Below are 25,959 nucleotides of genomic sequence, written 5' to 3' on the forward strand. Positions count from 1 at the left end.
GACCGCAAAATTAATTATAATTATTCTAAATAAAAAAAAGAATTTTAAAATTATTTTAGTTATTATTTCTTAAAACAAATAAAAGTACGTACACAATTCCCTATATAAAGAATAAAACAACAAATAAAAAAATTATAAAAATAAAAATGGGATAATAATACTTCTGATCGTCACAAAATTCATAACCTAAAATATCGGAGATGCTTTAAAAAAGTTTTCTAGCATAAATTTCATTGAAGAAATATATTGTATTGATATCTTTTTTAGTTCATTAGAATAACAAAAGGGGGAATAATTTTTGTATTTTAGCTAAGTAAAATTACAAAAATGAGCAAAAGTAGAAGTGACTTAAGAAGCAGAATAAGGACAGCTCGCAAGAACAGTGCAAGAAAAGAACTTGCCAGCTTTGCTCTTATTGCATCACGAAATGCTAAAAGATCATCCATTGCTTTAGGTATCCCATTTGAAATTATAAAAAATGGAGCAGTTTATCAATTCCAACATGGAAAAATGGTTAAAACAGCTTCATTAAAAAAAATAGAATCTGATAGAAGCAAACTTACTAAAGGAAGCAAAATATGTCTAAAGTAAGAAGGTTGAGAATTTTTGCAGGGCCTAATGGTTCTGGCAAATCTACTCTGTTTGAAACCTTTCAGCAAAAAAATTATAAACCCGGAATTTTCATCAATTCCGATATAGTAGAAAAAGAAATCCTTGAAAAAGGATTTCTTGATTTATTACCGTATGGACTTGAGCTTACTCAGGATGATCTTATTCGTTTTAATAAAAGCCCTAATGGAAAAACACTTTTGGAAAAATCCGAAGAAGAAGGCCATAAAATTGATATTGAAATAAAAGAAAATATCATAGTAGATAAATCTCGCGATACCCATAGTTACGAAGCAGCATTCATCACAACCTTCATAAGAGAACATCTCCTAAAAAAAGGCATTTCTTATGCATTCGAAACAGTAATGAGCCATCCTTCAAAACTTAATGAAATTATTGAGGCTCAAAGAAATGGATATAGAGTCTATTTATATTTTATTTGTTTAGATGAAGCTACCTTAAATATATCCAGAGTTAATGACCGGGTAAAAAAAGGAGGACATAATGTAGATCCTGAAAGAATAAAAAAAAGATATGTAAATACGCTTCAAAATCTTTATCCAGCCTTAAAACTTGTTGATAGGGCTTACTTATTTGATAACTCAGATGATATGCTGATGATTGCTGAAAAAGATAATAGTGAACTCACCATTAGTGTTGATGAAGAACAGATTCCCAACTGGTTTATTCAATATGTAGTAAATAAAGCGGGAGCATAATTACGCTCTATATTTAGAAAGTGTAGTAACTTGACAGTTTACTTTTAGTTATAAACAAAAATCGCGATAAACACTGTGTTTACCGCGATTTCAATTATTAGTAATCGTTACCGATATCTCTTATTACTTAACTTCTTCGAAGTCTGCATCCTGTACATCATCAGCACCTCCTGCATTACCTCCAGGGTTTTGAGCTCCAGCTCCTGCATCAGCACCAGGTTGTTGACCCGCTGCATATAATTCTTCAGAAGCGGCCATCCATGCTGCGTCTAATGCTTCAGTCTTAGCTTTTACATCATCAACATTTTTAGCTTCAAAAGCAGTTTTCAATTCTCCGTGAGCTGCTTCGATTGCTGCTTTTTTGTCAGCAGAAAGTTTTTCACCGAATTCTTTCAATTGCTTTTCAGTCTGGAAGATCAATCCGTCAGCTTTGTTGAAAACTTCAACTTCTTCTTTTCTCTTAGCATCTGCTGCAGAGTTTTCCTGAGCTTCTTTTTTCATTCTTTCGATTTCTTCGTCAGAAAGACCTGAAGAAGCCTGAATTTTGATAGTCTGCTCTTTACCAGTTCCTTTATCTTTAGCAGATACACTTAAGATACCGTTAGCATCAATATCGAAAGTTACTTCGATTTGAGGAACTCCTCTTGGTGCAGGTGGAATATCAGCAAGATCAAATCTACCGATTTCTTTGTTATCGTTGAACATAGATCTTTCTCCCTGTCCTACTCTGATGCTTACAGCCGGCTGATTGTCAGAAGCTGTAGAGAATACTTCAGATTTTTTAGTTGGGATTGTGGTGTTCGCTTCAATTAATTTAGTGAATACAGAACCCATTGTTTCGATACCTAAAGAAAGTGGAGTAACGTCAAGAAGTAATACATCTTTTACATCACCTGTTAATACACCTCCCTGGATAGCAGCACCAATAGCTACAACCTCATCAGGGTTCACTCCTTTAGATGGTTTTTTACCAAAGAATTTTTCAACTTCTTCCTGGATGATCGGGATTCTTGTAGAACCACCTACCAGGATTACTTCGTCGATATCAGAAGTAGATAAACCTGCATCTTTTAATGCTTTAGCAACCGGCTCCATAGATCTTCTTACAAGATCAGCAGATAATTGCTCGAATTTAGCTTTAGTTAAAGTCTTCACTAAGTGCTTAGGACCTGTAGCTGTAGCTGTGATATATGGTAAGTTGATTTCAGTTTGAGGAGAAGAAGATAATTCAATTTTTGCCTTTTCAGCAGCTTCTTTTAATCTTTGAAGAGCGATAGCGTCAGTTTTTAAATCTACACCTTCTTCAGCTTTGAATTCGTCTGCCATCCAGTTGATGATCACATCATCAAAGTCATCACCTCCTAAGTGAGTATCACCATTTGTAGATAATACTTCGAATACACCGTCTCCCAAATCAAGGATAGAGATATCGAAAGTACCACCACCAAGGTCATATACTGCGATTTTCTGATCTTTATGGTTTTTATCAAGACCGTAAGCTAACGCTGCAGCTGTAGGTTCGTTGATAATTCTTTCTACTTTAAGGCCTGCAATTTCACCAGCTTCTTTAGTAGCTTGTCTTTGTGCATCGTTGAAGTAAGCAGGAACAGTGATTACCGCTCTTGTTACCTCTTGTCCAAGATAATCTTCAGCAGTTTTCTTCATTTTCTGAAGTGTCATTGCAGAAATTTCCTGTGGTGTATATTCTCTATCGTCGATTTTTACTTTTACAGTATCGTTTGGTCCGGAAACTACTTTATAAGGTACTCTTGTGATTTCAGAAGCATCATCTTTAAAGTGCGTTCCAATAAATCTTTTGATAGAGTAAACAGTCTTTGTTGGATTCGTTACAGCCTGTCTTTTTGCAGGATCACCTACTTTTCTTTCACCGTCTTCTGTGAAAGCTACAATTGAAGGCGTTGTTCTTTTACCTTCTGCATTCGGGATAACAACAGGGTCTTTACCCTCCATTACAGCAACACAAGAGTTGGTTGTTCCTAAGTCAATTCCAATTATTTTACTCATAATATTTTATATTTTTTCTAATTTTTAAATTTAATTTACATTCTCAATTTCTCAATATCTATACCATTCAAAGATTTGTGACAAAATGACACAATAAAAACAAAAACCCTGACTACATCGGATTTTTATATGAGTTAATACGGAAATATTTTCAGGTAAGTAGTATAAAAATGTGAAGATGTGACGTTGCATATTTCATTATATTTATAAAAAATACACACACATGAAAAAGATCTACTTACTCATAATCAGCTGTTTACTACTATGTCTCGGAAAGGCTCAAAACAAGAAAATAAATCCTATTATTATCTCAACTCAGAGCACCGCACTTGTCTATACAACAAATGCTCAAAATCAGCTGACTCAACTCTATTTTGGAGAGGCTTTAAAAAGTAGTACAGATTACACCTTGATAAACCCAAATGCCTTCCCCACAATTATTACCCAAGGAACCGGCCCTGTCCACGAACCTGCGTTGGGAGTTCTGCATGCTGACAACAATCCTTCCCTGGATCTCCAATACACCAGTCATAGTACAAAAACGGAAGGAAACATCCAATTCACCGAAATTCAACTTAAAGATCCGCAATATCCGTTTTTTGTGACATTACATTTTAAAGCATATAAAAATGAAAATGTGATTGAGCAATGGTCAGAAATCAGACATCAGGAAAAGAAACCTGTTGTGCTGAAACACTTTTCTTCGGCATTTCTTCAATTATCTGCCCAAAATTATTATCTCACTCATTTCTTTGGCGATCACGCAAATGAAATGCACATGCAGGAAAGTATCCTTCCGGAAGGTATTCATCATATAGAATCCAAATTGGGCGCCCGCGCAACTAACTTTGACATGCCTTCATTTATGCTTTCAATAGACCAACCGGCAAATGAAGAAGATGGAAAAGTATTGGCAGGAACACTGGCATGGAGTGGTAACTTCAATCTGGATTTTGAAAATATCCGTTATAGTGAAGATATTGGTCATCTTTTACAAATTCTCCCCGGCATCAATAATTATGCGTCCGATTACACCCTAAATCCTGACACTTCTTTTATAACACCTTCTTTCATTTACACCTATTCTTATTCAGGAAAAGGGCAGGCATCCAGAAACCTTCATCAATGGGCTGTCAATTATGGAATATATAAAGGAAAAGAAAATAAATCTACATTATTAAATAATTGGGAAGCCACTTTTTTTGATTTCGATGAACAAAAACTTACTGCTCTACTGAGTGAAGCACAAAATTTAGGCGTTAATATATTTCTTCTGGACGACGGATGGTTTGGCAATAAATACCCAAGAAATGATGACAAAGCCGGATTAGGTGACTGGGAAGTTAACCGCAAAAAGTTGCCCCATGGTTTACCCAACTTGGTGGATGAAGCTAAAAAACGCAATATAAAATTTGGAATCTGGGTAGAACCTGAAATGGTAAATCCAAAAAGTGAATTGTATGAGAAACATCCCGAATGGATTCTAAAACTTGCCAACAGACCGGAAAACCTTCGAAGATCTCAATTAATATTGGATTTAACGAATCCTAAAGTTCAGGAACATGTTTTCAAAGTGGTAGACAATATACTTCAGGAAAATCCGGATATCAACTACATTAAATGGGATTGTAACCGTTATATGACCAATAGCTTTTCACCCTATCTGAAAGACAAACAAAACAATCTCTATATTGATTATACTTTAGGGCTTTATAAAGTGTTACAGCGAATTCGTGAGAAATATCCGAACTTAGAACTGATGTGGTGTAGCGGTGGCGGTGGACGAGCGGAATACGGTGGGCTAAAATATACCAATGAATTCTGGCCAAGCGACAATACTGATCCATTGCAGCGAATATTCATTCAATATGGATATTCTTATTTCTTTCCTATGGGAATACAATGTGCCCATGTAACAAGCTGGGGAAATCAGTCGCTAAAATTTAAACTGGATGTTGCCATGAGCGGCAAGCTCGGATTTGATATCCGGGTTAATGAAATGACACCCCAGGAACTAAAACTTTCCCAAAATGCACTGAAGAATTATAAAAGTCTTCAGGATATCATCAATACAGGTGAAATATACCGTCTCATAGCACCTTATAACAACAATTGTGCAGCCTGGATGATAACTGACAAACCCAAAAACAGAGCTGTATTATATCTTTATAACCTGCATACTCAGCATGGAGACCGTTTCTCGCCTATTTATTTTAGAGGACTTGATCCTGATAAAAAATATAAGCTTAAAGAGCTTAATCTGGAAGATGAAAATAATCCTCAGTTTCCACAAAATGGAAAAATATTTTCTGGTGATTTTCTTATGAAAGCAGGAATTAAATGGTTTTTAAATGGTAGCCAGAAAAGCAGCGTTATTGAACTTGAAGCCGTAAGCTGAAATTTCAGCATTATGAATATACTTTTTGTGATGGTAAATAGTTCTCCATACATATAAACACATTGATAATCAATCAATTTAACAAAACACATTCACATTCAAAAATAATAATTCACCAACCCTTCTAAAATTAATTAAAGTTTAACCTAAGAAATAGGGGTAGAAATTGTACGAATTATTATTTTTGATAAAATATATACATTTAAGAATGTCATTACACTTTAATCCGCGAGATATTACATGGCTTGCCTTCAATGAAAGAGTTTTACAGGAGGCTATGGACGAAAAAGTTCCTTTGCATTTAAGAATACGTTTCCTTGGAATTTTCTCCAACAATCTGGACGAATTTTTCAGAGTACGTGTTGCCGGATTAAAGCGTGCCATGGATTTTAAAGAAAAAGTAATCGCCGAATCATTCTATCAGCCCCCTTCAAAAATCCTTCAGCGAATCAATGAGGTGGTGATGAGACAGCAGCTTAATTTTGATAAAACCTGGAAAAAAATTCAGGATGAAATGGCCGATCATAAAGTTTTCATTAAAAACTCAAAAAACCTTACAGCAAAACAGAAAGAGTTTGTAAGAACTTATTTTGACGAGGTGGTAGAATCCAATGTAATTCCTATCCTGCTTCATGAAAACACTCCAATGCCGTACCTGCGGGATAAAAGTCTTTATCTTGGAGTAGCAATGAGAAAAAAAGACTGGCAGTATTCCAGCAACTATGCCATTATTGAGATTCCTTCCCGTTTTGTCGGAAGGTTCCTGTTACTGCCCACAGAAGATCCTGAAGAAAAAAATGTAATGCTTCTGGAAGATGTGATTACTTTTAACTTACCTCACATTTTCTCTTATTTCGGCTATGATGAATTTGCGGCCAATGCTTTTAAAGTAACAAAAGATGCAGAACTGGATCTCGATAATGATATCCGGACCAACTTCGCAGAAAAAATAGAAAAAGGACTCAAAAACAGAAGAAAGGGAAAACCGACCCGTTTTGTTTTTGATAAAGATATGGATAAAGCTTTACTGGAGCTCCTTATCCGTAAATTAAACCTGACTAAAAAAGACAGTATTATTCCCGGAGGAAAAATCCATAATTTCAAACATTTCATGGATTTTCCGGACGTTTTTGAAACCTATACAAGACCGGTAGAAAGAACTTCCTTTACTCATCAGGCTTTTGAACATGGCGAAAGAGTGACTGATGTCATCCTTAAAGAAGATGTACTGCTTACGTTCCCTTACCACAAATACAATCCGGTTATTGACCTTCTCCGTGAAGCGGCGATGGATCCGGATGTAAAATCGATACAAATCACGGCCTACCGTCTGGCAAGCAGCTCAAAAATCATCAATGCCCTGATCTATGCTGCCAGAAATGGTAAAGAAGTAACCGTAATGCTGGAACTTCAGGCAAGATTTGATGAAGAATCCAATCTTGAATGGAAAGACATGCTGGAACCTGAAGGCATCAACGTTCTGGTAGGACTTCCCAATAAAAAGGTTCATGCTAAATTGTGTGTCATCAAAAAAAGAGCTCATAATAAAACCATTCAGTACGGATTCGTAAGCACGGGAAATTTCAATGAGAAAACAGCAAGAATCTACGGCGACCATTTGCTGCTGACAGCTGACCGTGGCATTATGGCAGATATCAACAAAGTCTTCAACGTCCTGAAAAAACCGAAAGATGATTACATTTCAGTTTTGAAAACTTGTAAAAATTTATTAGTTTGCCCCCAGTTTATGCGTGAAAAGATTGTTCACCATATCGACAAGGAAATTGAAGAGGCCAAAGCAGGAAGAAAAGCTGAAATTATCGTTAAAGCCAACTCTTTAAGCGACAGATTATTGATTGAGAAATTATATGATGCAGCAACAGTGGGAGTATCCATAAGATTAATTGTAAGAGGAATCTATTGCGCCGTCAACCAAAAAGAATTTAAAGAAAAAATAAAAGCCATAAGTATTGTAGACGAATATCTGGAACATGCCAGAGTGATGTATTTTTATAACAAAGGCGCAGAAGACTTATATATTTCCTCTGCTGACTGGATGACCAGAAACCTTGATTACAGAATTGAAGCCGCTGCCAAAATCACAGATAAGAATCTAAAGAAAGAACTGAAAGACATTCTTGACATCCAACTTAGAGATAATGTAAAAGCAAGAATTTTAGACAAAAAACTGAGCAACGAATACATAAGAAACGATAAAAAAGAATGCCGTTCACAAATAGAAACCTATACATATTTAAAAGCTAAAACCAACAAAAAATGAAGATAGCAGCGATAGACATAGGAAGTAATGCCGCACGACTTCTTATTAATGAAGTAAAAGTAAATAATAATAGGCCTGAATTCATTAAATTAAACCTTCTGAGAATTCCTCTCAGGTTGGGAATGGATGTATTCACCATTGGAAAAATCGGCAGCGAAAGAGAGAAAATGGTCGTAGATTCTATGAAAATATTCAGTGACCTGATGAAAATCTACAAAGTTGACCATTACAGAGCCTGCGCGACAAGCGCCATGCGTGATGCAGCCAACGGAAATGAAATCATCAAACGGGTTCAGGAAGCGTCAGGAATTAATATCGAAATCATCTCCGGAGATGAAGAAGCGACACTGATCTATGAAAACCATGTAGCAGAAGGCCTTGACAAAGAATTCGCTTATTTATATATCGACGTAGGAGGAGGTTCTACAGAACTTACCTTTTACGAAAACGGAAAAATGATATACGAAAAATCTTTCAATATCGGAACGATTCGTCTTCTCAACAATCTGGTGACAGTGGACAACTGGAAAGAAATGAAAGATGAAATCAAAAAAAACATCGTCAGTAAAAAACCAATCGTTGCCATCGGATCAGGAGGGAACATCAACAAGGTATTCTCCATGAGTAAAACCAAAGACGGTAAACCGATGTCTCTCTCTCACCTTAAAAAAGTCTATAAAATATTCAATGAGCTTTCTGTAGAAGAAAGAATGACAAAATATAGTCTCAGAGAAGACAGAGCCGACGTATTGGTGCATGCCTTGAGTATTTTCAACAATATCATGTCATGGTCGGAGATCAACAGGATCTTTGTTCCTAAAATTTCTGTAGCAGATGGTTTGATCCAGAATATCTACAGTCAGTTACAGCACAAAAAATAGTTTTTTAAAAATATAATCGTTTCAATGCCGGGCAATCTTTGTCCGGTTTTTATTTTTTGGGAGCTGTTTCCCGCTTTCCGCTTTATCTTTTTCGCCAGCCTGAAACCCCTTAAGAAAAAGGATGCCGCTGCAATCGGGGCTAGAAAAAACGTCATTGCGAGCGAAGCGAAGCAATCTCAGCCTTATCAACTTTTAAAACAATTATTTCACATAGCAAGAGATTCCTCGCTGCACTTCGTTTCGCTCGGAATGACAAGAATAGCTACTATCACTAAGTAGATGATACAAACAATACTTGTCGCTTCCTATAGAATGACAACTTTTCCTTTCTTAGTTGTATTAATCTCCTGCACCGTCATTGCGAGCGAAGCGAAGCAATCTCAGCCTTATCAACTTTAAAAAAAATTATTTCACATAACAAGAGATTCCTCGCTGCACTTCGTTTCGCTCGGAATGACAAGAATAGGCACTATCACTAAATAAATGATACAAACAATAATTGTCGCTTCCCATAGAATGACACCTTTTCCTTTCTTAGTTGTATTGATCTCCTGCACCGTCATTGCGAGCAAAGCGAAGCAATCTCCTCAAACAATGCAAGGTTTTTCATCTTAAGTTTTGGCTAACGCCGATGGATGGTTTATCTCTTATTAAAGTAAAGCAGGCTAAAGCCTGCTCCTACTCATCCGAAATAAAAAAAGATCTTTGAAATATTTTTTTATTACCTTTAAAGTAAAACCTCATCCCCACCCGTCATACAACTAGCAACAGCAAAATTATGAGCTCAATTAAAATAATTCTTACCGGTGCAACAGGAATGGTAGGCGAAGGTGTTCTGATGGAATGTCTTGAAAACCCTGATGTTTCTGCAGTTTTAAGCATAAGCAGAAAACCGTCAGGGAAAAAGCATCCTAAACTAAAAGAATACCTCGTTCCGGACTTTTTATCCATCGATCTTAATGATGAAAATCTTAAAGGTTATGATGCCTGTTTCTTTTGTGCCGGGATTAGCAGCGTAGGAATGAATGAAGACGATTATACGAAAATCACTTACGATACCACCATCCATTTCGCAAAAGTCGTTTTGAATCAAAACCCGGAAATGGTTTTTAACTATGTCTCAGGCGCTCAGACCGACCGCACAGAAAGCGGAAAGATCATGTGGGCAAGAGTAAAAGGACGAACAGAAAATGCTTTGAAAAAGATGAATTTCAGAGGAGCATACAATTTTCGTCCCGGATTTATGAAACCCGTTGACGGTCAATTGAATGTAAAATGGTTTTTCAAACCTTTTATTTGGTTTTTTCCTATTTTTTTACCGTCAAAATCACTAACTTTACAGGAAGTGGCTAAAGCAATGATCCATGCGGTACAAAAAGGATACCCGATATCAACTTTAGAAATTAAAGACATTAAAAATTTAGCGATATGAGAGACATGTTAAAAAGAATTATTCTGGTTATTTTTGTACTCTTGGTTCTGACTGCAGTTTCGGGGTTTTTCTACATGCAGAAACATCCGCTGGAAGGAAATAAATCAGAAAAACTTTTAAACTTTTCCGGCCAACATAAATAACCCGATTCTGAAATACATCAGTCTTCTGAACAACTTTATTATCTTTTATCGGAAACAAACCTATTTTTTAAACATTTCTTAAAATTCCATTAAAATAATTACGAAATATAAAGATCATTTTTGTACTTATCTAATTGAAGTAACATATGATCAACAATTACCTCTTAAAGGGGTCTGTCATTGCCGCATTCTTTTTCCAGAGCGGACTTTTCGGGCAGACACTCATCCATTACTGGAATTTTAATGACAATGCTTCCGCAGCTACTATTACCACACCTTCTTCTACGCCGGCCAATGGTTCTCTTACAGCCATCGCCGGAGGAACCAGTGAAATAGACTTTGCCAATGGAACCGGTCAGAATTTTAATACAAGCAATTTAAATGCAAGAAACGGAGATCCTTCCGGAACACATTTAAGATTCAATAATCCTATTGGCGGAGCTTTACAATTTAACCTTCCAACAACAGGATACAATAATGTCGTTGTAAAATTTACGACTAGAAGATCCGGTCAGGGTGCAGGTACACAATCATGGTCGTATTCTACAGACGGAACAACCTTTATTCCATATCAGACGGTTACTCCTCAGGATGCCAACCCACAACTGATTACGTTTGATTTCTCTGCTATTTCAGGAGTTTCCAACAATCCGAATTTCAAATTAAAAGTTGAATTCTCAGCTACCGGTGGAGGAACGGGAGGCAATAACCGTTTTGATAACTTTACGGTAGATGCTACTTCTTCCGGAACTACAGATACTACTCCACCTACAGTCACTTATCTTCCTGCCAACAACACAAATAATGCTTCAACAACCATCAATCCTACCATTTCTTTCAATGAAAATGTAAGATTGACTGATAATTCCGCGATTAACGATTCTAATGCACAAAATCTTGTAGAGCTACGTCTTGGAAACTCTACAGGTACACAAGTTCCCTTCACTACTGCTTTCAGTAGCAACACCATCACCATTATCCCAGCTTCCGGCTTAGTGCCGGGTCAGACCTACTATCTGGCTCTTAAACCGAATATGGTGGAAGATTTCAGTGATAATAGTGTTACCAGCAGTACTTCAAGTACTTTTACAACGGCCGGAACCATTATCTCCTTAGATAAAAATTTTATTAAAGTCAATGAAAATGCAGGAAATCTGGCTTTTAAAATTAATATAACTAATCCTTCTGCGGCTACGGTAAACCTTGTTGTAAAGCCGGCACCGTTCAGTACAGCTGATCAGAATGATTTTACTTTAACCAATCAAACCATCAATATAAATCCTTCCACGACAAGTTATACCGTCAATATTCCGATTATTGATGATACTCAGGAAGAACAACAGGCTGAATATTTTGTAGTAAGTCTTGAAAACCCGGTAGGAGCCACTATTTCAGGAGATAATTCCGCAACAATCTACATTGTAGACAACGATAAACCGGCACCGGTACCTTCCAACCAGATTCAACTGAACTATATCGGAAGCTTTGATCCGTCCGGAACCAACAACAGCTCCACAGAAATTGTGGTGCACGATCCTGCAACGCAACGATTATTTACCATCAGTTCAATCACAGATGTTTTTGATATTATAGATTTTAGTACTCCAGGTACACCGGCGGTTGTTAAAACCGTAAATATGGCACCTTATGGCGGTATTACGAGTATTGCCGTGAAGAATGGAATCATTGCTGCGGCTTCTCCTAATGCTGATCCTCAGCAGAATGGATCTGTAGTATTTTTCGACATCAATGGTAATTTTCTGAAACAGGTTACTGTAGGCGCTTTACCGGATATGATTACGTTCAGCCCTGACGGAACCAAAGTTGTTACTGCTAATGAGGGAGAGCCTAATGACGCTTATACTGTAGATCCTGAGGGAACAATCAGTATCATTGATATTTCCGGAGGAATTGGTAATCTTTCTCAAACTCATGTTACGACTCTTAATTTCAATAATTTTGATTCTCAGGTGGCAGCGCTCACGGCAACCGGCTTAAGAAAAGTAAGAACCAACAATACGTTGTCTCAGGATTTAGAACCTGAATACGTTACCATCAGTGCAGATAGCCAAAAGGCATGGGTAACACTTCAGGAAAATAATGCCATTGCAGAGCTTAATCTTTCAACGAAAACCATTACCGGAATTTGGGGATTGGGCAAAAAAGATATGAGTCTTCCCGGAAATGTTTTTGATGCCTCCGATAACAATGGTGAAGTATTAATTGCCAACTGGCCTGTAAAAGCCTACTATATCCCGGATGCAGTGCAAAATTATAAAGTTGGAAATACCAATTATATCGTAACAGCCAATGAAGGTGACGAAAAAGACCTTTCAGGATACAGCGAAAGAACAACAGTCGGAGCCAATACTTATACGTTGGATCCTGCTATTTTCCCACAGTCAGCGATATTGAAAGCATCTTATAATCTAGGACGATTTCGGGTTTCTACAGCTACCGGAAATACAGATGCAGATCCGGATTTCGAAGAAATGGCGGCTTTAGGAGCACGCTCGTTCTCTATCTTTAATGCAGATACAAAACAGAGAGTGTATGACAGTGGAGATCAATTTGAAAGATATATTGCAGCCAAACATCCATTAATTTTTAATGCAGATAATGAATCGAATACGGTTAAAAGCAGAAGCCGTGCAAAAGGTCCTGAACCGGAAGGGGTGGCACTGGGAACAATTAACGGACAAACCTATGCCTTTATCACCCTGGAAAGAACAGGTGGTGTGATGGTTTATAATATCACGGATCCCAATAATCCTACCTTTACTGATTATAAGCATTCCCGTATTACCTCAGCGTATGGGGGCGACAACGGTCCTGAAGGTATTATCTATATTGCTCCGGAGAATACCTCAACAGGGAAAGGATATGTCATTATCGCCAATGAAATCAGCGGAACGTTATCTACCTATGAAGTAACGCCACCTCCTACATTGGGAACTGATGAAACAAAGGCTGAAAAGGCAACTTTCAATGTATTTCCAAATCCTGTACATAAAGGAAATATCGTCTATTTTAACAGAAAACAGGACTATGAATTGTATGATATGTCCGGAAAGCTGATCGGAAAGCAAAAAAATGCTTTAACAATAAGCACTGATCATCTTTCTACAGGAGTTTATCTTATCAAAACGACAGAAGGGCACGTAAAAAGAATTGTAGTGAAGTAAAATAATAGTTATTATCATTTATTCAAAAGACTATCTCAAAAAGAGGTAGTCTTTTTTCATGTACTTAAACGAAATTAATTTTTTATTATAAAAATTTCCAGAAAAATATGGAGCTTTTTTATAGTAATTAATTCAACTTTTTAATAACAATCTCTTATCCTGTTAAAAATGAATCCTGCAGGACTATAAAATCGTATATAATAAAAGATAATTCAAAAAAAGAGGACATATATTTTTTAATAAAAAGCCAAATAAAGCCAATAAAAAAACAACAAAATAAAGCGATACACATAATAGTATTACAATAATTTAACAAAAAAATAGTAATAAATACAGTTAATAATACCTAATTTTAATAAAATCAAAAAAATGCAAAAGAAATTTTTTATTCCCCTTTGCATGTTCCTTTTAATTTTTTTCAAGGCACAACAAGGAGGGGTAGGGATTGGCAATACATCACCCAACCCGTCGGCAATTCTTGATGTAACAGCAACGAATAAAGGACTACAACTCCCGGTCGTCTCTTTAACTTCCACCGCAGATACTTCCACTATTCTGGCTCCTAAAAGAGGATTTGTCATCTACAATATTGCCACGGCAGGTTCCGGAATGGCCGCTGTAGACAAAGGTTTATATGTGTATACCGGAACAGTATGGGAAAAAATGTTTACAAAAGCCAATGTCATTACAGAAGTAGAAAAAATCCCTTTTATCACTCCTGTTTTTGCGGCAAGTAATATTGCAACGTCATCCAGTATCACAGCAGGAACAACTACCAATCTTACTTTTAATTCTCTTTATCAAAATATCCCGATCGGAGCACAAGGTCCAGCCGGTGCCTATACCGGATATAGTATTAAAGAAAACGGAATGTACGTTATTACCTACACGGTGGATACCAGAAATACTGCCGGAGATGTGGGAGGAAGTTCTGCCTTGTTTGTTCAAAAAAATGGAGCAACGGTATGTACCTATGCGATGGAAAGAGATTACCAGTTTGCAGGACTGTCGAGTACCTGTACGTTAGGTTTTGTGGTTGGGGATGTTATCTCCTTTAGCGTCCAATCCAACGGAGCCAATTACCAAATAGGCAATACCAATGTTTCTATTTCTAAAATATTAAACAACTAATTGTGATCCTTATGAAAGCTAAACTTTTCTACCTATCAATACTCCTGTTTATGGCTCAATTTTATTTTGGGCAGGTTGTAATTGGGTCTGCCAATGTTTCTGCAGGAGCCATTCTGAAACTGGATGCCAACAATAAAGCACTTAGAATTCCGAGCTTGTCTGTTACTGATAAAACCAGCATTACTACTCCAATCCCGGCCCCTGCTGTGGGAGTCATGCTTTACAATACAACGATGGATATTAATAATGATCTTACGCCCTCTATTGCCTACTGGGGCAGCGATAATAAATATCATTCTCAGGCTACTTCAACGGCCACTGAGAGTATTATCAGTTCTGCAAATATCCCTTTGCTGATTTTCACTGCAGCTATAACGCAAAAACCTTATACCGTACTGGGAACAGCCTCCGCAGGAGCTCCAACTCCTCTCACTTTAGGTGCTCAGGAAATTCTTGTTGATAAGTATTCAGGCTGGGATCTTGCTACCAATCAGTATAAAGTTCCGGCAACGGGAATATATGTTGTGGAATTTATTTCAGTGATGTCAAATGCAGCTAACTCGGGAGGAACAAGTACCAACAGGTTATTGAATAATGGTTCCTATATCGGTTTTATCTCGGGAAGGTTTGTTCTTAATAGAATGTACACCACTTTAATCAGTACCCGAAGCCTTACTGTTAATCATCTTTTAAGCTTTCAGTATTCCTTTACTGCGGGAAACTACAGAATGGAATCAGGAACAGTCAACATCTATAAATATTAAAATATGAACACAAAATATAAATTTATATGGATCCTTTTACTAACTATTCATTGGGGAGTAAAGGCTCAAGTTGGTATAGGGACAACTACTCCTGATCCGGGTACTATTCTGGATTTATCGAGTTCAAATAAGGGATTATTAATTCCGAGATTGCAATTATCAGGCACGAATGATGCGACTACAGTTCCGGTTTCTTCTTCTGCAACATCGCCGGATCGGGGAATGTTGGTTTATAATCTTCAGAATGCTGGAACTACACCTAATAATGTACTTAAGGACACCTTTTATATATGGACAGGTACTGCATGGGAACCTATTGCAGAAGTAACCGATACCCGTACAGAGATTGACAATCGCAACATCACCTCATTAGTATTTACCGGAAGTCCCGGTGGCTCAACTGCAGCATATACTGCTCCGGCGTATTCGGCGTGGACAACTCTCAATTTTTCTACAGAAAGCATCGATATCGGAAATGTACACAATGCAGGAACATTCACCATTCCTACAACGGGTTTATACTCCTTTTCCGGAATTGTGCAATTGGGGATCTCCACCTCATCAGGAACGGCTAAGACTTTTGGAGTTCAAATTATCAATACCACAACTTCTACCGTATTGGCAACTTCTTATTTCGGAACCGGTGGCGGTGGTACAGGAGGAAGCATGCCTTTGTTTTGGATGGGAAATCTTACTGCAGGCACCCAGGTTCAGATTCAATACAGAATGCGGGATACCGCCAACAGTACTCTGAGCGTCAATGTCACCTCTAATATTTCATTGAGAAATCACTTTAATTAAATACAAAAGCTTCGGAAAATCCGGAGCTTTTACCTTTTAAATATTTAAGATGATTTAACTTTTACCCCGGTATCCAAAATACATTTTATACTTATATTTACCTTGAACAAGAACCAAATTCAATATGAAAAGTATTAAAACAGTAGGAATCCTGGCAATTCTTCTATTGGGAACGGGAACAGCTTTTTCTCAATCCAGGAAAACAGAAACGATGAAAGGGGTAGAAAAATCCGACAACGATAAAAAAATAGAGGTAGATGGTGTGGGCCATAAACTCACCTATAATCTCAACGGAGGAGTAGCAGAAGTGGAAGGTGGCGATAACACGGTAACTATTAAAGGAAGTGCTAAAAAGATTTCCGTATCCGGAACAGGCAACAAAGTCTATATTGATAAAGTGGATAAAGTAGCAATAGAAGGTGGCAATAATATAGTATACTACCGGACTTCCGGAACAAAATCAGGAAAACCGGATGTTTCTCTTACCGGAGTAGGCAATAAAGTAGTAAAACAATAAATGTAAACTAGAATCATAGATGCACTAAGAACAATAAAAAAGACAGGCCTTGTAAACAAAGCCTGTCTTTTTAAAAATATCTCAGATATAATTTTATTCTACGTTGATTACCTTTTCGATCTCCGGAGCATGTTGCTTGATGGTATTTTCAACTCCTAATTTCAAAGTTGAAAAGTTTAGCGAACACCCGGAACAGTTACCCAAAAGTTTCACAAAAACCTGATTATCTTTCACGTCAATAAGCTCTATATCACCTCCGTCTTTATTCAAAAACGGTCTGATGCTTTCCAGAGCCTCCATTACTCTCGTTACTGTATCTTCGTGTGTTATGTTTGTTTCCATATTTTTTCAGTTCAATTCGGTTTTTTCAAAATTAATTGAAACATTATTTTTTTGCTTTCGGCGAACATCCGGCCATTGTTGAGATTTTCACTGCTTCAGTCGGCGGAAGGCTTTTATTTCTTTCTACCAAGCTTTCAACCATTTTTCTTGCCGTCTCAGTATAGATTTCGGAAATTTTGGAATCATCCTGAAGCGCTGCCGGTCTTCCTACATCTCCTGCTTCTCTGATACTTTGGATCAAAGGAATTTCTCCCAATACAGGAATTCCAAGATCTTCAGCAAGATACTGTGCTCCCTGGTTTCCAAAGATATAATATTTATTCTCAGGAAGTTCTTCCGGTGTAAAATACGCCATATTTTCGATTAATCCAAGAACCGGAATATTAATACTTTCCATCTGGAACATCGCAATACCTTTTCTTACGTCTGCCAATGCCACATGCTGAGGTGTACTCACGATCACAGCTCCTGTTACAGGAACTTCCTGGATAATGGATAAGTGAATATCTCCTGTTCCCGGCGGAAGGTCAATTAATAAGAAATCCAACTCACCCCATGCAGCATCTCTGATCATTTGATTCAATGCTTTTGAAGCCATTGGTCCTCTCCATACTACAGCCTGGTTTGCTCCTGAGAAATATCCTATTGACAGCATTTTCACCCCGTAGTTCTCAATAGGTTTCATCATGTTCTTACCGTTTACTTCTACAGAAATTGGCTTTTGACCTTCTGTATCGAACATTGTAGGTACTGAAGGACCATAAATATCCGCGTCCAATAATCCCACTTTAAAGCCCATTTTAGCCAAAGTAACTGCCATATTTGCAGAAACAGTTGACTTCCCTACTCCTCCTTTACCGGAAGCGATAGCGATAATATTTTGAATTCCGGGAATTTGTTTTCCTTTAATCTGACTTTGCTGAATTTCACTAGGTTCCGGAGAAACGATTTTAAGTTTTAAATGAACATCTTCTCCAAACTCACTGGCAAAAGCTTGTTTCATTGCGGCTTCCAGTTTTTTCTTTTCGTGCATTGCAGGCGAATGAGCAGTCATGTCAATATAAACATCATTACCCACAATCTGAAGATTATTCACCAAATCGTCTACTTCTATTTCTTTAAGGAAATCTTGAACCTTTTCTTTCGTCAACATACTTAATATAAATTGTTCACAAATTTACGCTTTTTTTTGATAATTTAGAATCAATAAAATCTATAACATAAGGTGATAAATAAGATCGCTCAAAATTTTATGATCCTGTTTTTTACCTTTGTGAAACATTCAATCACCAAAAACAAAAGCTATGAAATCGACACCCTATCCTTCCAAATATGCTTCTCCTAAAGGAATATTCGAGGTCGGAAAAACCAGATTCAAATGGTATAACCTTGCAGAAGACCTTTCAAAAGTATCTCCTGAAGACATCAGCAACGCTAAAACATGTATAGAATCTGCACATGACAAATTTCAGGACATTGATGATATCGGCTTTGTGATTTTGCACCGCTGCGGCGAAAACTACCTTCTTCTGGTCTGCACATGGCGAAGTGAAAATGAATTATGGGAAAGCGTTTACCATGACGGTTCGGGAAAATTTGAAATCTGGGACAGAAATAAAAATCACCTTCCTACGTACTGTGTCTGGGAGATGGGAATCGTCTATCATGAATCTCAGGCATGGAAAAGGTATCTTGGAACCACAAAGGAGGAAGAGGATAAAAAGCAATATTTGAGTGATATGTTTGAAGGGGAAGTATAGAATTTTTAATATATTCTCTATTCTAAAACAGACTGAAGTTCTGAAAAAGGTTAATTAATAGTTTGGATTCCTACGGAACCAGATGTATTAAACATATATCATTCATTATCATTACTTTATATAATTTTTAAAATAATACGTGTCAATATTTGTGTCAATTAAAAAGAAAACCGTAAAAGAATGCTTCAAATTTAAAATAAAAAAGAGCAGAAAAAATCTACTCTTAATTTGTTATGCATATTAAGTATAGCAGTGTAGCCATTCTTTTATTTTTTCTTTGTTTATTCCTAATCTCATTTTGATTATTTTTTGATATAAGTGAAGGGATAAAACTAAAGCAGGAGTTATCTCAAGTGGTTGAACACTAATTCTTTATTTCTATCTCCCATTTCTCATTATTACCATATTTGTATTTATCTTCCAATAGAACTTTACTACTATCCAGCCACTTCCATTTTGCGTAGTATATAAATTCACCATTATAAGGAGGTTTTTCAATAATTTTTTTACGTTCTAGTTCATTATTGTTTTTATCATAAAGCACTGAATAAACCTCAAAAATATCTATATCCCAATTACACCAAAAATTTATTTTAAGTTTTCTATCAGGAGATAATTTAGGAGTTCCTACAAAAAATTGATATTCCAGATCCTTTTCTAAGCACTGATTATAAGCATCTATCAATGGTTGCTTTTCCCATTTTTCTTTTTTGGCTATCTGCAGCATTCCATCATGGATGGCTTCTAATTGCATATGCTTTTTATCTTGTTTATCTAAAGTAAAATATTTTGCAAAATCGAAAGAAATACTAACCTCCTTTAAATCCTCCCAATTAGTATATTTTTGTTGTTCTTCTCCCCAATCATCAGAAGCACTGATCACACACTTTTTAACTTTTGAAGTATCATATTCTTTAAGAAATGACCAATAAAGTTCAGAAACCGCCCATGTTTCAGTATTAAAGTCTTTCTGTTTAGTGAATCCAAACTGAGCGCTTAATTTAATTTCATGTAAATTCATATTCTTTTATTAAGGTCTAATTTGTCTTTTAGGTTTTTCCCCATATTCATTTTTAAAATCCTTGACTTTTCCTTTTTCCCAATCGAGAGCTTGTTTTCTATTTCCCAGATTATCATTAACAACTCGTCCACCAATATTGGGATCATTATTATATTTTGTTTTTAATTTCTGATTAATTCTTGGAGGGACTACTTATTGTTATTGATTATCAGCTTTTTGTGTTGTATTATTTTTTATTGTAACAACATTTGTAGCAACGGTTGTGTCCTATGGGTACCCAAATTTAATAACTTATAAATCAAATTCGATTTAAAATTTATCATTTCTTAACAATGGATTAATAAAAATAATTGTTTTGCTATTCTCAAAAAAAATAAAGAATAAAAATAAGAAAGCCACTCAAAAATAAGGTGGCTTTCTACTTTTATTGACCTGTACTAAATAATAGTGTATACTAGCTATAATTTTTGAGTTCTTCACTTAAATCTCTGGAGAATTCTGTTAAGCTAACTACAAATCCGGTTTTATCAGAAACTGGGAAAACATTGATCAGGCAATCCTCGTCAGCAATAAAATCTATAATTTCATTTTCTAAATCATCCAGGTTCAGTTGCTTGATAACACCATTTTCCCATCCACTTACTTTGCAAAGTGCGGCATATTCTTCCGCACTCCACATAGAGAATAATTTTTTGTTTTCTAATTCAGACAAAATATATTCTCCATATTCATTTACCAATGTGAAGAAGATTTCTGAATCAGCCACTTTTTTGATAAAATGCTTATATCTTCCTGCTGGTTTCAATGCGACTACTCTTTCTATCTCTTTGTGATTCATTATTAATCTTTACAACAGAATAAATAATAGCTATATTACTGACTTTCTATTAATGTCAAATATGTCAATGTCTTTCTCTTGAAATATGTCTTCCAATGCGGATGCTCCATTTTTCATTCTGAATTCTAGTTCCTTATCAGAAATCGGAGTACCTAAAAGCCAATGTACAGTCTTTGTTTCAAGATGCAATGGCTCCAACTTATCTTCCCATAGAAATGGTGATACAAACATAATGTGTTTCATTTCTGAATCTTCATAATACATATCAACAATTCGCATAAAGACTGATCCCGGTTGACAGTCCCACCTTTTTTTAGTAATATAAAATCCTGCTGTGGATAGAATATTTGGTAACAAATCAAACTCTTTATATCCGGTAATAAGAAGTTCAATAGGAATATCTTGAAAATTATCATCTTTCATTTCAATTCTATTGGAGTGGTCAGACACACCTATTGTGCCGAAAATTTTTATGTTGGGATAAATCGGGTCATCACATGAAAAAATATCAATAAAATTTATGGTAGCCTCATCCCAATGACGGTCAATCTTTTCGTTAATTCCCACTATACTTGTTATATACTTAGCCAGACTTTTGTTTTCTATAGAAGTTTTCTCAAACATGAAATTTAGTTTTAATAAATATAAAATATTTTGCTAAATCTACAACGAAGCAGACTGCAATTCTCACTATTTCTGTAGATAATTGGATTTAAAATTTCTACCCAATTATTTACTAGTTAATATCTTCTGTAACTCTTCATCTTCGATTTGCTTTGCAAAATCTAATGGGGATCTGTCGTTGTTATTTTTAGAGTTTGAATCAAATCCATATTCTTTTAGAAGTTTAACAATATCATACCCTCCATCAGAGTTGAAAACAGCAGTCCACATTGCATTATTCCCAAATTGATCCTGTAGGCGCAACCTCATTTTTATTGAAATTATTCCCACAAACAATAATAAATTCATAGTAAAAATCAATAAAATATCTATTCATTCCCAAAGTGGAATATGTTCGTACTTCCTTAAAAGGAGTGTTTTCATATAATGATATTGTAACATTATACTTTTTATCTGTAATATTAATTGCATTGGATATTTTACCAATATAATTTTCTAAATGTTCAACTATTTTCATCTATTAATCTTGGATGAATCCATTTTATGGCTCAATTAGAAGTAAGAAGAGGTTCTATTTAATATAACAGTTAGCTTATTATTACAAGCTAACTGTTATTGAATTTTATATATTACTTTGATGAGTTTCCGAAAGACAAGCTTCTTTGTAATCGAATGCATTTTCAGATAGCATCTTCTTCAAAAAGTTTTGAACAACAGCATAATTAACAGAAGGAGGAATATCCACAGCTAAAATCTGCTGTTCATCAATCCCTTCCCAAGAACAGCCTAATTCTTCTAGCGTTTTTGTTACTTCTTTTATTTTTTTATTGTTAAAGAATACAATCTGAATCGTACTATGTTCGGAAGGTTCAACCATTTCCTCAAAATATAAACAACCGTCATCTTTTTCTACGGTGATTATATCATTATAGGCAATGTTTGGAGCAAAAAATGGCACGTTTTTTACTTGATACTTCTCGTTATCTAGTGCTTCGATCCACACGGATTCTTCTGCTAATTTATTTTCAACGTCATAATATGTTAAAATAACTTTATTTTCCATTTTTATTTTCTTTTAATGTTTATCTAAATTGCAACCCCTGCATAGTACTTGCCCATTATCTGGATTTCCTCTTCCTCCTTCTCTTTTTCTCTTAAGGTGGTCTACTTGTCTTTCGCTTTTCTTAGGAACTACTCCTTTTTTAGATTGTTCAGCGGGTGTAGTTTCAATTCCGCAACTCTCACATTTTACCTTGCCATATTTTATTTCATTCTTCTTTATTACAGTTTGCTTACCTGCCTTGGTAAAATCTTTCCCTTCGCGTCCAACTTTATTCAACCTTGCCGCTCTCGCTTCTATCTTCTGAAATTCCTTAACTGATTCAAACGCCTTTAAAAAAGGAACTTTTCCTCCCTGCGCTGTTAACGCCCCTTCAACACCTCCAAAAGCAGCCAATCCTAAAGTGGCTAAATCCATAGCACCATTAACAACCTTTTCTTTGAAGGATTCCTTCGGTACTCCGGTCATTAATGTTAAAAATCCCTCGTTATCGACTTCGTATTTACTATTAAAGCGGTTATTTGCAACAACATTTCCTGTCCTAATTACTGAATTAGAAAATGCAGCTCTGATACTGTTAATCCCTCCCCCAATAAATTCTGCAAACTCTATAGGATCACCTGGAAGGCTTACCTCATTTACTTTCTTAGGTTCCAGCCCTTCCAATTCTCTTGCATCCACGACTCTGTTTCCACTAAAGGCAAAGGGTGACCATGTATGATAGCTTTCTGCCAATGGGTCAACATTAAAGAACCTTGCCATTGTCGCATCATAATTCCTCCATCGGTATGAACTCCACCCTGTTTCTCTTTGCTTTTCCTGTCCCTGAGAAGAATAGGTATAATTGGGAGTTATTGAATTGGAAGTACTTAAATCTCCTCCAAACTCTAACCCAAAAGGGTAAAAATTAGTTGCTCTGTCTATTTTGGGATTTCCGGAAGCATCTTTGTAATACGCTAATCTGATGTTTCCTACCTGATCGGTATAATTGTAAATATAAGTATTCTTTTTAAAATCATAATAGCCTTCCGAAGTGGATACGAAACTTAATTCATCCCCCCAATACTGAAACCCATCCAGATAGTCTGTATTTTCAACCGTTTCCATATTGGTTCTCCCTGATCCATAGGTATAGATTTTTCTTAGTTTGGCTCCTGCCGCATTATACAAATATTTTGTGTTCACATAATAAGTGTTCTCCCAATCATGAGAGACATATTCCTTGTAAAACTTGACATAATTGGGAAGATTAAGGTAATTGTAATCAATCTGTAATATTCCTTTATCAATATGACTGGTCATATTTCCGTTGCTGTCATAGGTCATAGGAGAACCTGAAGGGCTGGGATACCCTGCATAATTGCCTGAGGTATCATCCACCTTACTCAATTTGTTCCCGGTATATTTGTAGTCCAGATCATCCATGAGCTGCACGCCTAAGTTCTCTACAAACCTGTTTCTTTTAAGATTCAGGATATTTCCGTTCACATCATAGCTTAGGGTTTCGTTGTAATAATTATTTTGAGGTACAGTGGTATTAGGCTCAGAATAAATTCCGTTTTTTAACCTTTCCAGGCTGTCATACTTATAATTATAACGTCTGAGTTTTCCATTATCAGCACTTGCCCAATCTATCTCTGAAATATTCCCGTTGTATTTTCCGGTGGAAACATTGGAGTAGACAGGATTCTGGTATTTGATCTCATAGGCAAAAAGCTTCCCGTTTAGATTCTGAGGATCATTGACTTTGGTCAGCCATCCCCTTATATTGTAGGTCATATCTACAGATTGCAGAGGTGTTCCTGTTGTATTTCCGATTTTCTTATTAACGAGCTGCCCTATTTCATTATAAGTGTTTTCAACCAGCAGCTCTTCAGGGCGGCTGTCTACCTGATGGTAATATTTAATGGGTCTGTTCTGCTCATCATAAACAAACCTTTCTTTAATCTTTACTTCAGGGTCGCTTGGGCTCTTTTTATGGTAGGTATAATTTTCCTGTACTTGCCCCGAGAAATCCAGCTTCAACTCTTTTTTGGTATACCCTCCCAAATGATTCAGGCTATTCTGGCCAATTAATTTCCCTTCCGTATCATAATATAGATACGTCTTTGTCCAGTTGTCATCTTCTACGTTCTTTACATAGGAAGCAGTCTGCATTCCGTTTGGAGTCACTTCATCATCTGAACCTGCCGTATACTGATCCAGTATTTTTGTGGGAATTGATCCCGGAGTGTCCCTTGGGTAAGAGTCATAATAATTAACCGTAAGGATGGTATGAAAAGCTTCAAAATAACCGTTGGTATAATAGATTACCATCCCATTTCTGGTAAAGCCTGAGGGAGTTGGCCATTCAACAATAGCTAAATCAGTCAATTGAACCTGTATATCTGCTCTGCTTCCTCCTGAAACAATTCCGGTATAGATCACCCGTCCAAACGAGTCGTATTTAGTCATCAGCCAGTTGCCCTGTTTACGCAAATTGGCATCCTGGGTAAGAATAGCTCTGTCGGATTTATCATAGATGGTATAGTCCCAGTCTTTTCCTGGAAGCTTCTTTTCTACTTCACGCCCCCTGCCGTCATACCGGTACTGATAACAAAGCTCATCCAACGTATTTTGAGTGATTGTATTATTCCCGGCTTTAATCTGTTCTATGGCCTTGGGAGGAATCACAAAAGCTTTATTGTTATATTCATCATACACATAATACGTATCAATATTCTGTGTTCCGTCCGTTTTACGAATGAGTATGGTTTGCCCTCTGGCATTTTCAAAACGGGTAACAGGACTCCCATCTTCATCGGTTACCGTATTTTTATAGAGTATCCCCGCCGGATAATTTCCCGAATTACTGGAATAGATGGAGAGGGAGGAAACGGTATTGGAAACAGTGTTTACCGTATTGGTGGAAGTACTGGTTAAAAACTTCATCACTTCATTTCCGGTATTGGCCTCATACTTCATTTTCTGTGTATGTCCTGCTCCTATTTTCCAGGGGTCACCTGCCTGCCCCTGCTCCAAGACCCTATCCAAAGGTGAGTTTTCCAATACCTTTTCGCTGTAGGCATTAGTTGTACCATAATAGGAATTGGCCTGATTTTCATTGGTGATTCCTGAATGAATCGCTGAGTTTTGAGAGCCCACAGGAGTGGGAAGAATATTTTTTGTTTGTCTTCCAAATCCATCATAGGTTACAGGGGTCACCAGATCTTTTCCTGTTGGGCTCGCTTTGACATTCACCACTTGCTTAGGTCTTCCAAGTCCATCATAATAGACAACGGATTCAACTTTTTTGCTACAATCCTGATTTAAACAATCTTTGGATTGTACAAAGTTTTCAGAAGTACTTTGTCCCCGGACTGATATAGCGGCAGACAATACCCCGCATACCATAAGGAGTTTTAATAGTAATTGATTTTTCATATCGG

At 36.5% G+C, this 25,959-nt stretch carries 23 protein-coding genes; 14 read left to right on the forward strand and 9 right to left on the reverse strand.

All coding sequences use genetic code 11. The annotated features are described in order from the left end of the window. Positions 1-327 precede the first annotated feature (327 nt). Together EG342_RS24610 and EG342_RS24615 are read left to right on the forward strand one after the other, a co-directional pair. Positions 328-591, forward strand: coding sequence for a hypothetical protein (locus tag EG342_RS24610; RefSeq protein WP_103293781.1), 264 nt, complete (start codon positions 328-330; stop codon positions 589-591). Continuing rightward, entirely contained in the window at positions 579-1,328 is a 750-nt protein-coding gene (locus tag EG342_RS24615) for a zeta toxin family protein (RefSeq protein WP_103293782.1), read from the forward strand. Before EG342_RS24610 ends, EG342_RS24615 begins: the two co-directional genes overlap by 13 nt. Before the next feature lie 123 nt (positions 1,329-1,451). Here the strand turns inward: EG342_RS24615 and dnaK are convergent, their stop codons facing one another. Beyond that, a complete protein-coding gene (gene dnaK / locus EG342_RS24620) occupies positions 1,452-3,353 on the reverse strand; it encodes a molecular chaperone DnaK (protein WP_103293783.1) in 1,902 nt (633 codons plus the stop codon). A gap of 223 nt (positions 3,354-3,576) precedes the next feature. Between dnaK and EG342_RS24625 the strand changes: the two genes are divergently transcribed. From EG342_RS24625 to EG342_RS24670, 11 genes are all read left to right on the forward strand, one after another. After that, positions 3,577-5,751, forward strand: coding sequence for an alpha-galactosidase (locus EG342_RS24625; RefSeq protein WP_103293784.1), 2,175 nt, complete (start codon positions 3,577-3,579; stop codon positions 5,749-5,751). Positions 5,752-5,959: 208 nt separating this feature from the next. Continuing rightward, a complete protein-coding gene (gene ppk1 / locus EG342_RS24630; RefSeq protein WP_103293785.1) occupies positions 5,960-8,032 on the forward strand; it encodes a polyphosphate kinase 1 in 2,073 nt (690 codons plus the stop codon). Continuing rightward, complete coding sequence (locus EG342_RS24635) at positions 8,029-8,913, forward strand: Ppx/GppA phosphatase family protein (RefSeq protein WP_103293786.1); 885 nt, start codon at positions 8,029-8,031, stop codon at positions 8,911-8,913. The genes ppk1 and EG342_RS24635 overlap by 4 nt, the downstream gene beginning before the upstream one ends. Positions 8,914-8,937: 24 nt before the next feature. Beyond that, entirely contained in the window at positions 8,938-9,192 is a 255-nt protein-coding gene (locus EG342_RS24640) for a hypothetical protein (protein WP_103293787.1), read from the forward strand. Positions 9,193-9,691: 499 nt separating this feature from the next. After that, on the forward strand, positions 9,692-10,345 hold the full coding sequence (locus EG342_RS24645) for an NAD-dependent epimerase/dehydratase family protein (RefSeq protein ID WP_103293788.1): 654 nt from the start codon (positions 9,692-9,694) through the stop codon (positions 10,343-10,345). After that, positions 10,342-10,488: a hypothetical protein gene (locus EG342_RS25325; RefSeq protein ID WP_164465232.1), complete on the forward strand. Its 147-nt coding sequence runs from the start codon at positions 10,342-10,344 to the stop codon at positions 10,486-10,488. Before EG342_RS24645 ends, EG342_RS25325 begins: the two co-directional genes overlap by 4 nt. 146 nt (positions 10,489-10,634) lie before the next feature. Next, entirely contained in the window at positions 10,635-13,673 is a 3,039-nt protein-coding gene (locus EG342_RS24650) for a choice-of-anchor I family protein (RefSeq protein WP_103293789.1), read from the forward strand. A 369-nt stretch (positions 13,674-14,042) separates the two neighbouring features. After that, positions 14,043-14,804 (forward strand): hypothetical protein, encoded by a 762-nt coding sequence (locus EG342_RS24655; protein ID WP_123868178.1) that lies wholly within the window; start codon positions 14,043-14,045, stop codon positions 14,802-14,804. A gap of 11 nt (positions 14,805-14,815) precedes the next feature. Further along, positions 14,816-15,568: a hypothetical protein gene (locus tag EG342_RS24660; RefSeq protein WP_123868179.1), complete on the forward strand. Its 753-nt coding sequence runs from the start codon at positions 14,816-14,818 to the stop codon at positions 15,566-15,568. Between the two features lie 3 nt (positions 15,569-15,571). After that, positions 15,572-16,369 (forward strand): hypothetical protein, encoded by a 798-nt coding sequence (locus EG342_RS24665; RefSeq protein ID WP_103293792.1) that lies wholly within the window; start codon positions 15,572-15,574, stop codon positions 16,367-16,369. A 124-nt stretch (positions 16,370-16,493) separates the two neighbouring features. After that, positions 16,494-16,886: a DUF3060 domain-containing protein gene (locus EG342_RS24670; RefSeq protein WP_103293793.1), complete on the forward strand. Its 393-nt coding sequence runs from the start codon at positions 16,494-16,496 to the stop codon at positions 16,884-16,886. 93 nt (positions 16,887-16,979) lie between these two features. Here EG342_RS24670 and EG342_RS24675 read toward each other — a convergent pair whose 3' ends face one another. Then, positions 16,980-17,228: a NifU family protein gene (locus EG342_RS24675; protein ID WP_002977212.1), complete on the reverse strand. Its 249-nt coding sequence runs from the start codon at positions 17,226-17,228 to the stop codon at positions 16,980-16,982. A gap of 43 nt (positions 17,229-17,271) precedes the next feature. After that, positions 17,272-18,381 carry an Mrp/NBP35 family ATP-binding protein gene (locus tag EG342_RS24680; RefSeq protein ID WP_103293794.1) on the reverse strand — a complete coding sequence of 370 codons (1,110 nt, stop codon included), beginning with the start codon at positions 18,379-18,381 and terminating at the stop codon, positions 17,272-17,274. A gap of 151 nt (positions 18,382-18,532) precedes the next feature. Between EG342_RS24680 and EG342_RS24685 the strand changes: the two genes are divergently transcribed. After that, the gene (locus tag EG342_RS24685) at positions 18,533-18,988 is read left to right on the forward strand and encodes a hypothetical protein (RefSeq protein WP_103293795.1); all 456 of its coding nucleotides are present in this window, start codon (positions 18,533-18,535) and stop codon (positions 18,986-18,988) included. A 364-nt stretch (positions 18,989-19,352) separates the two neighbouring features. On the opposite strand, the gene EG342_RS24690 is transcribed toward EG342_RS24685, so the two are convergent. The 6 genes from EG342_RS24690 to EG342_RS24720 all read right to left on the reverse strand — a co-directional run bounded on the left by EG342_RS24690 (position 19,353) and on the right by EG342_RS24720 (position 25,954). Continuing rightward, positions 19,353-20,009: a hypothetical protein gene (locus EG342_RS24690; RefSeq protein WP_103293796.1), complete on the reverse strand. Its 657-nt coding sequence runs from the start codon at positions 20,007-20,009 to the stop codon at positions 19,353-19,355. A gap of 454 nt (positions 20,010-20,463) precedes the next feature. After that, positions 20,464-20,847, reverse strand: a complete 384-nt coding sequence (locus EG342_RS24695; protein ID WP_103293797.1) for a DUF2750 domain-containing protein — start codon at positions 20,845-20,847, stop codon at positions 20,464-20,466. A 30-nt stretch (positions 20,848-20,877) separates the two neighbouring features. Beyond that, a complete protein-coding gene (locus EG342_RS24700; RefSeq protein WP_103293798.1) occupies positions 20,878-21,471 on the reverse strand; it encodes a suppressor of fused domain protein in 594 nt (197 codons plus the stop codon). A gap of 105 nt (positions 21,472-21,576) precedes the next feature. Next, positions 21,577-21,819 carry an ankyrin repeat domain-containing protein gene (locus tag EG342_RS24705; RefSeq protein ID WP_103293799.1) on the reverse strand — a complete coding sequence of 81 codons (243 nt, stop codon included), beginning with the start codon at positions 21,817-21,819 and terminating at the stop codon, positions 21,577-21,579. 274 nt (positions 21,820-22,093) lie between these two features. Further along, on the reverse strand, positions 22,094-22,534 hold the full coding sequence (locus tag EG342_RS24715) for a DUF4265 domain-containing protein (protein ID WP_103293800.1): 441 nt from the start codon (positions 22,532-22,534) through the stop codon (positions 22,094-22,096). Positions 22,535-22,546: 12 nt separating this feature from the next. Further along, positions 22,547-25,954: a DUF6443 domain-containing protein gene (locus EG342_RS24720; protein ID WP_103293801.1), complete on the reverse strand. Its 3,408-nt coding sequence runs from the start codon at positions 25,952-25,954 to the stop codon at positions 22,547-22,549. Positions 25,955-25,959 lie beyond the last annotated feature (5 nt).

This window comes from Chryseobacterium lactis (assembly GCF_003815875.1).
Lineage (GTDB): Bacteria > Bacteroidota > Bacteroidia > Flavobacteriales > Weeksellaceae > Chryseobacterium > Chryseobacterium lactis.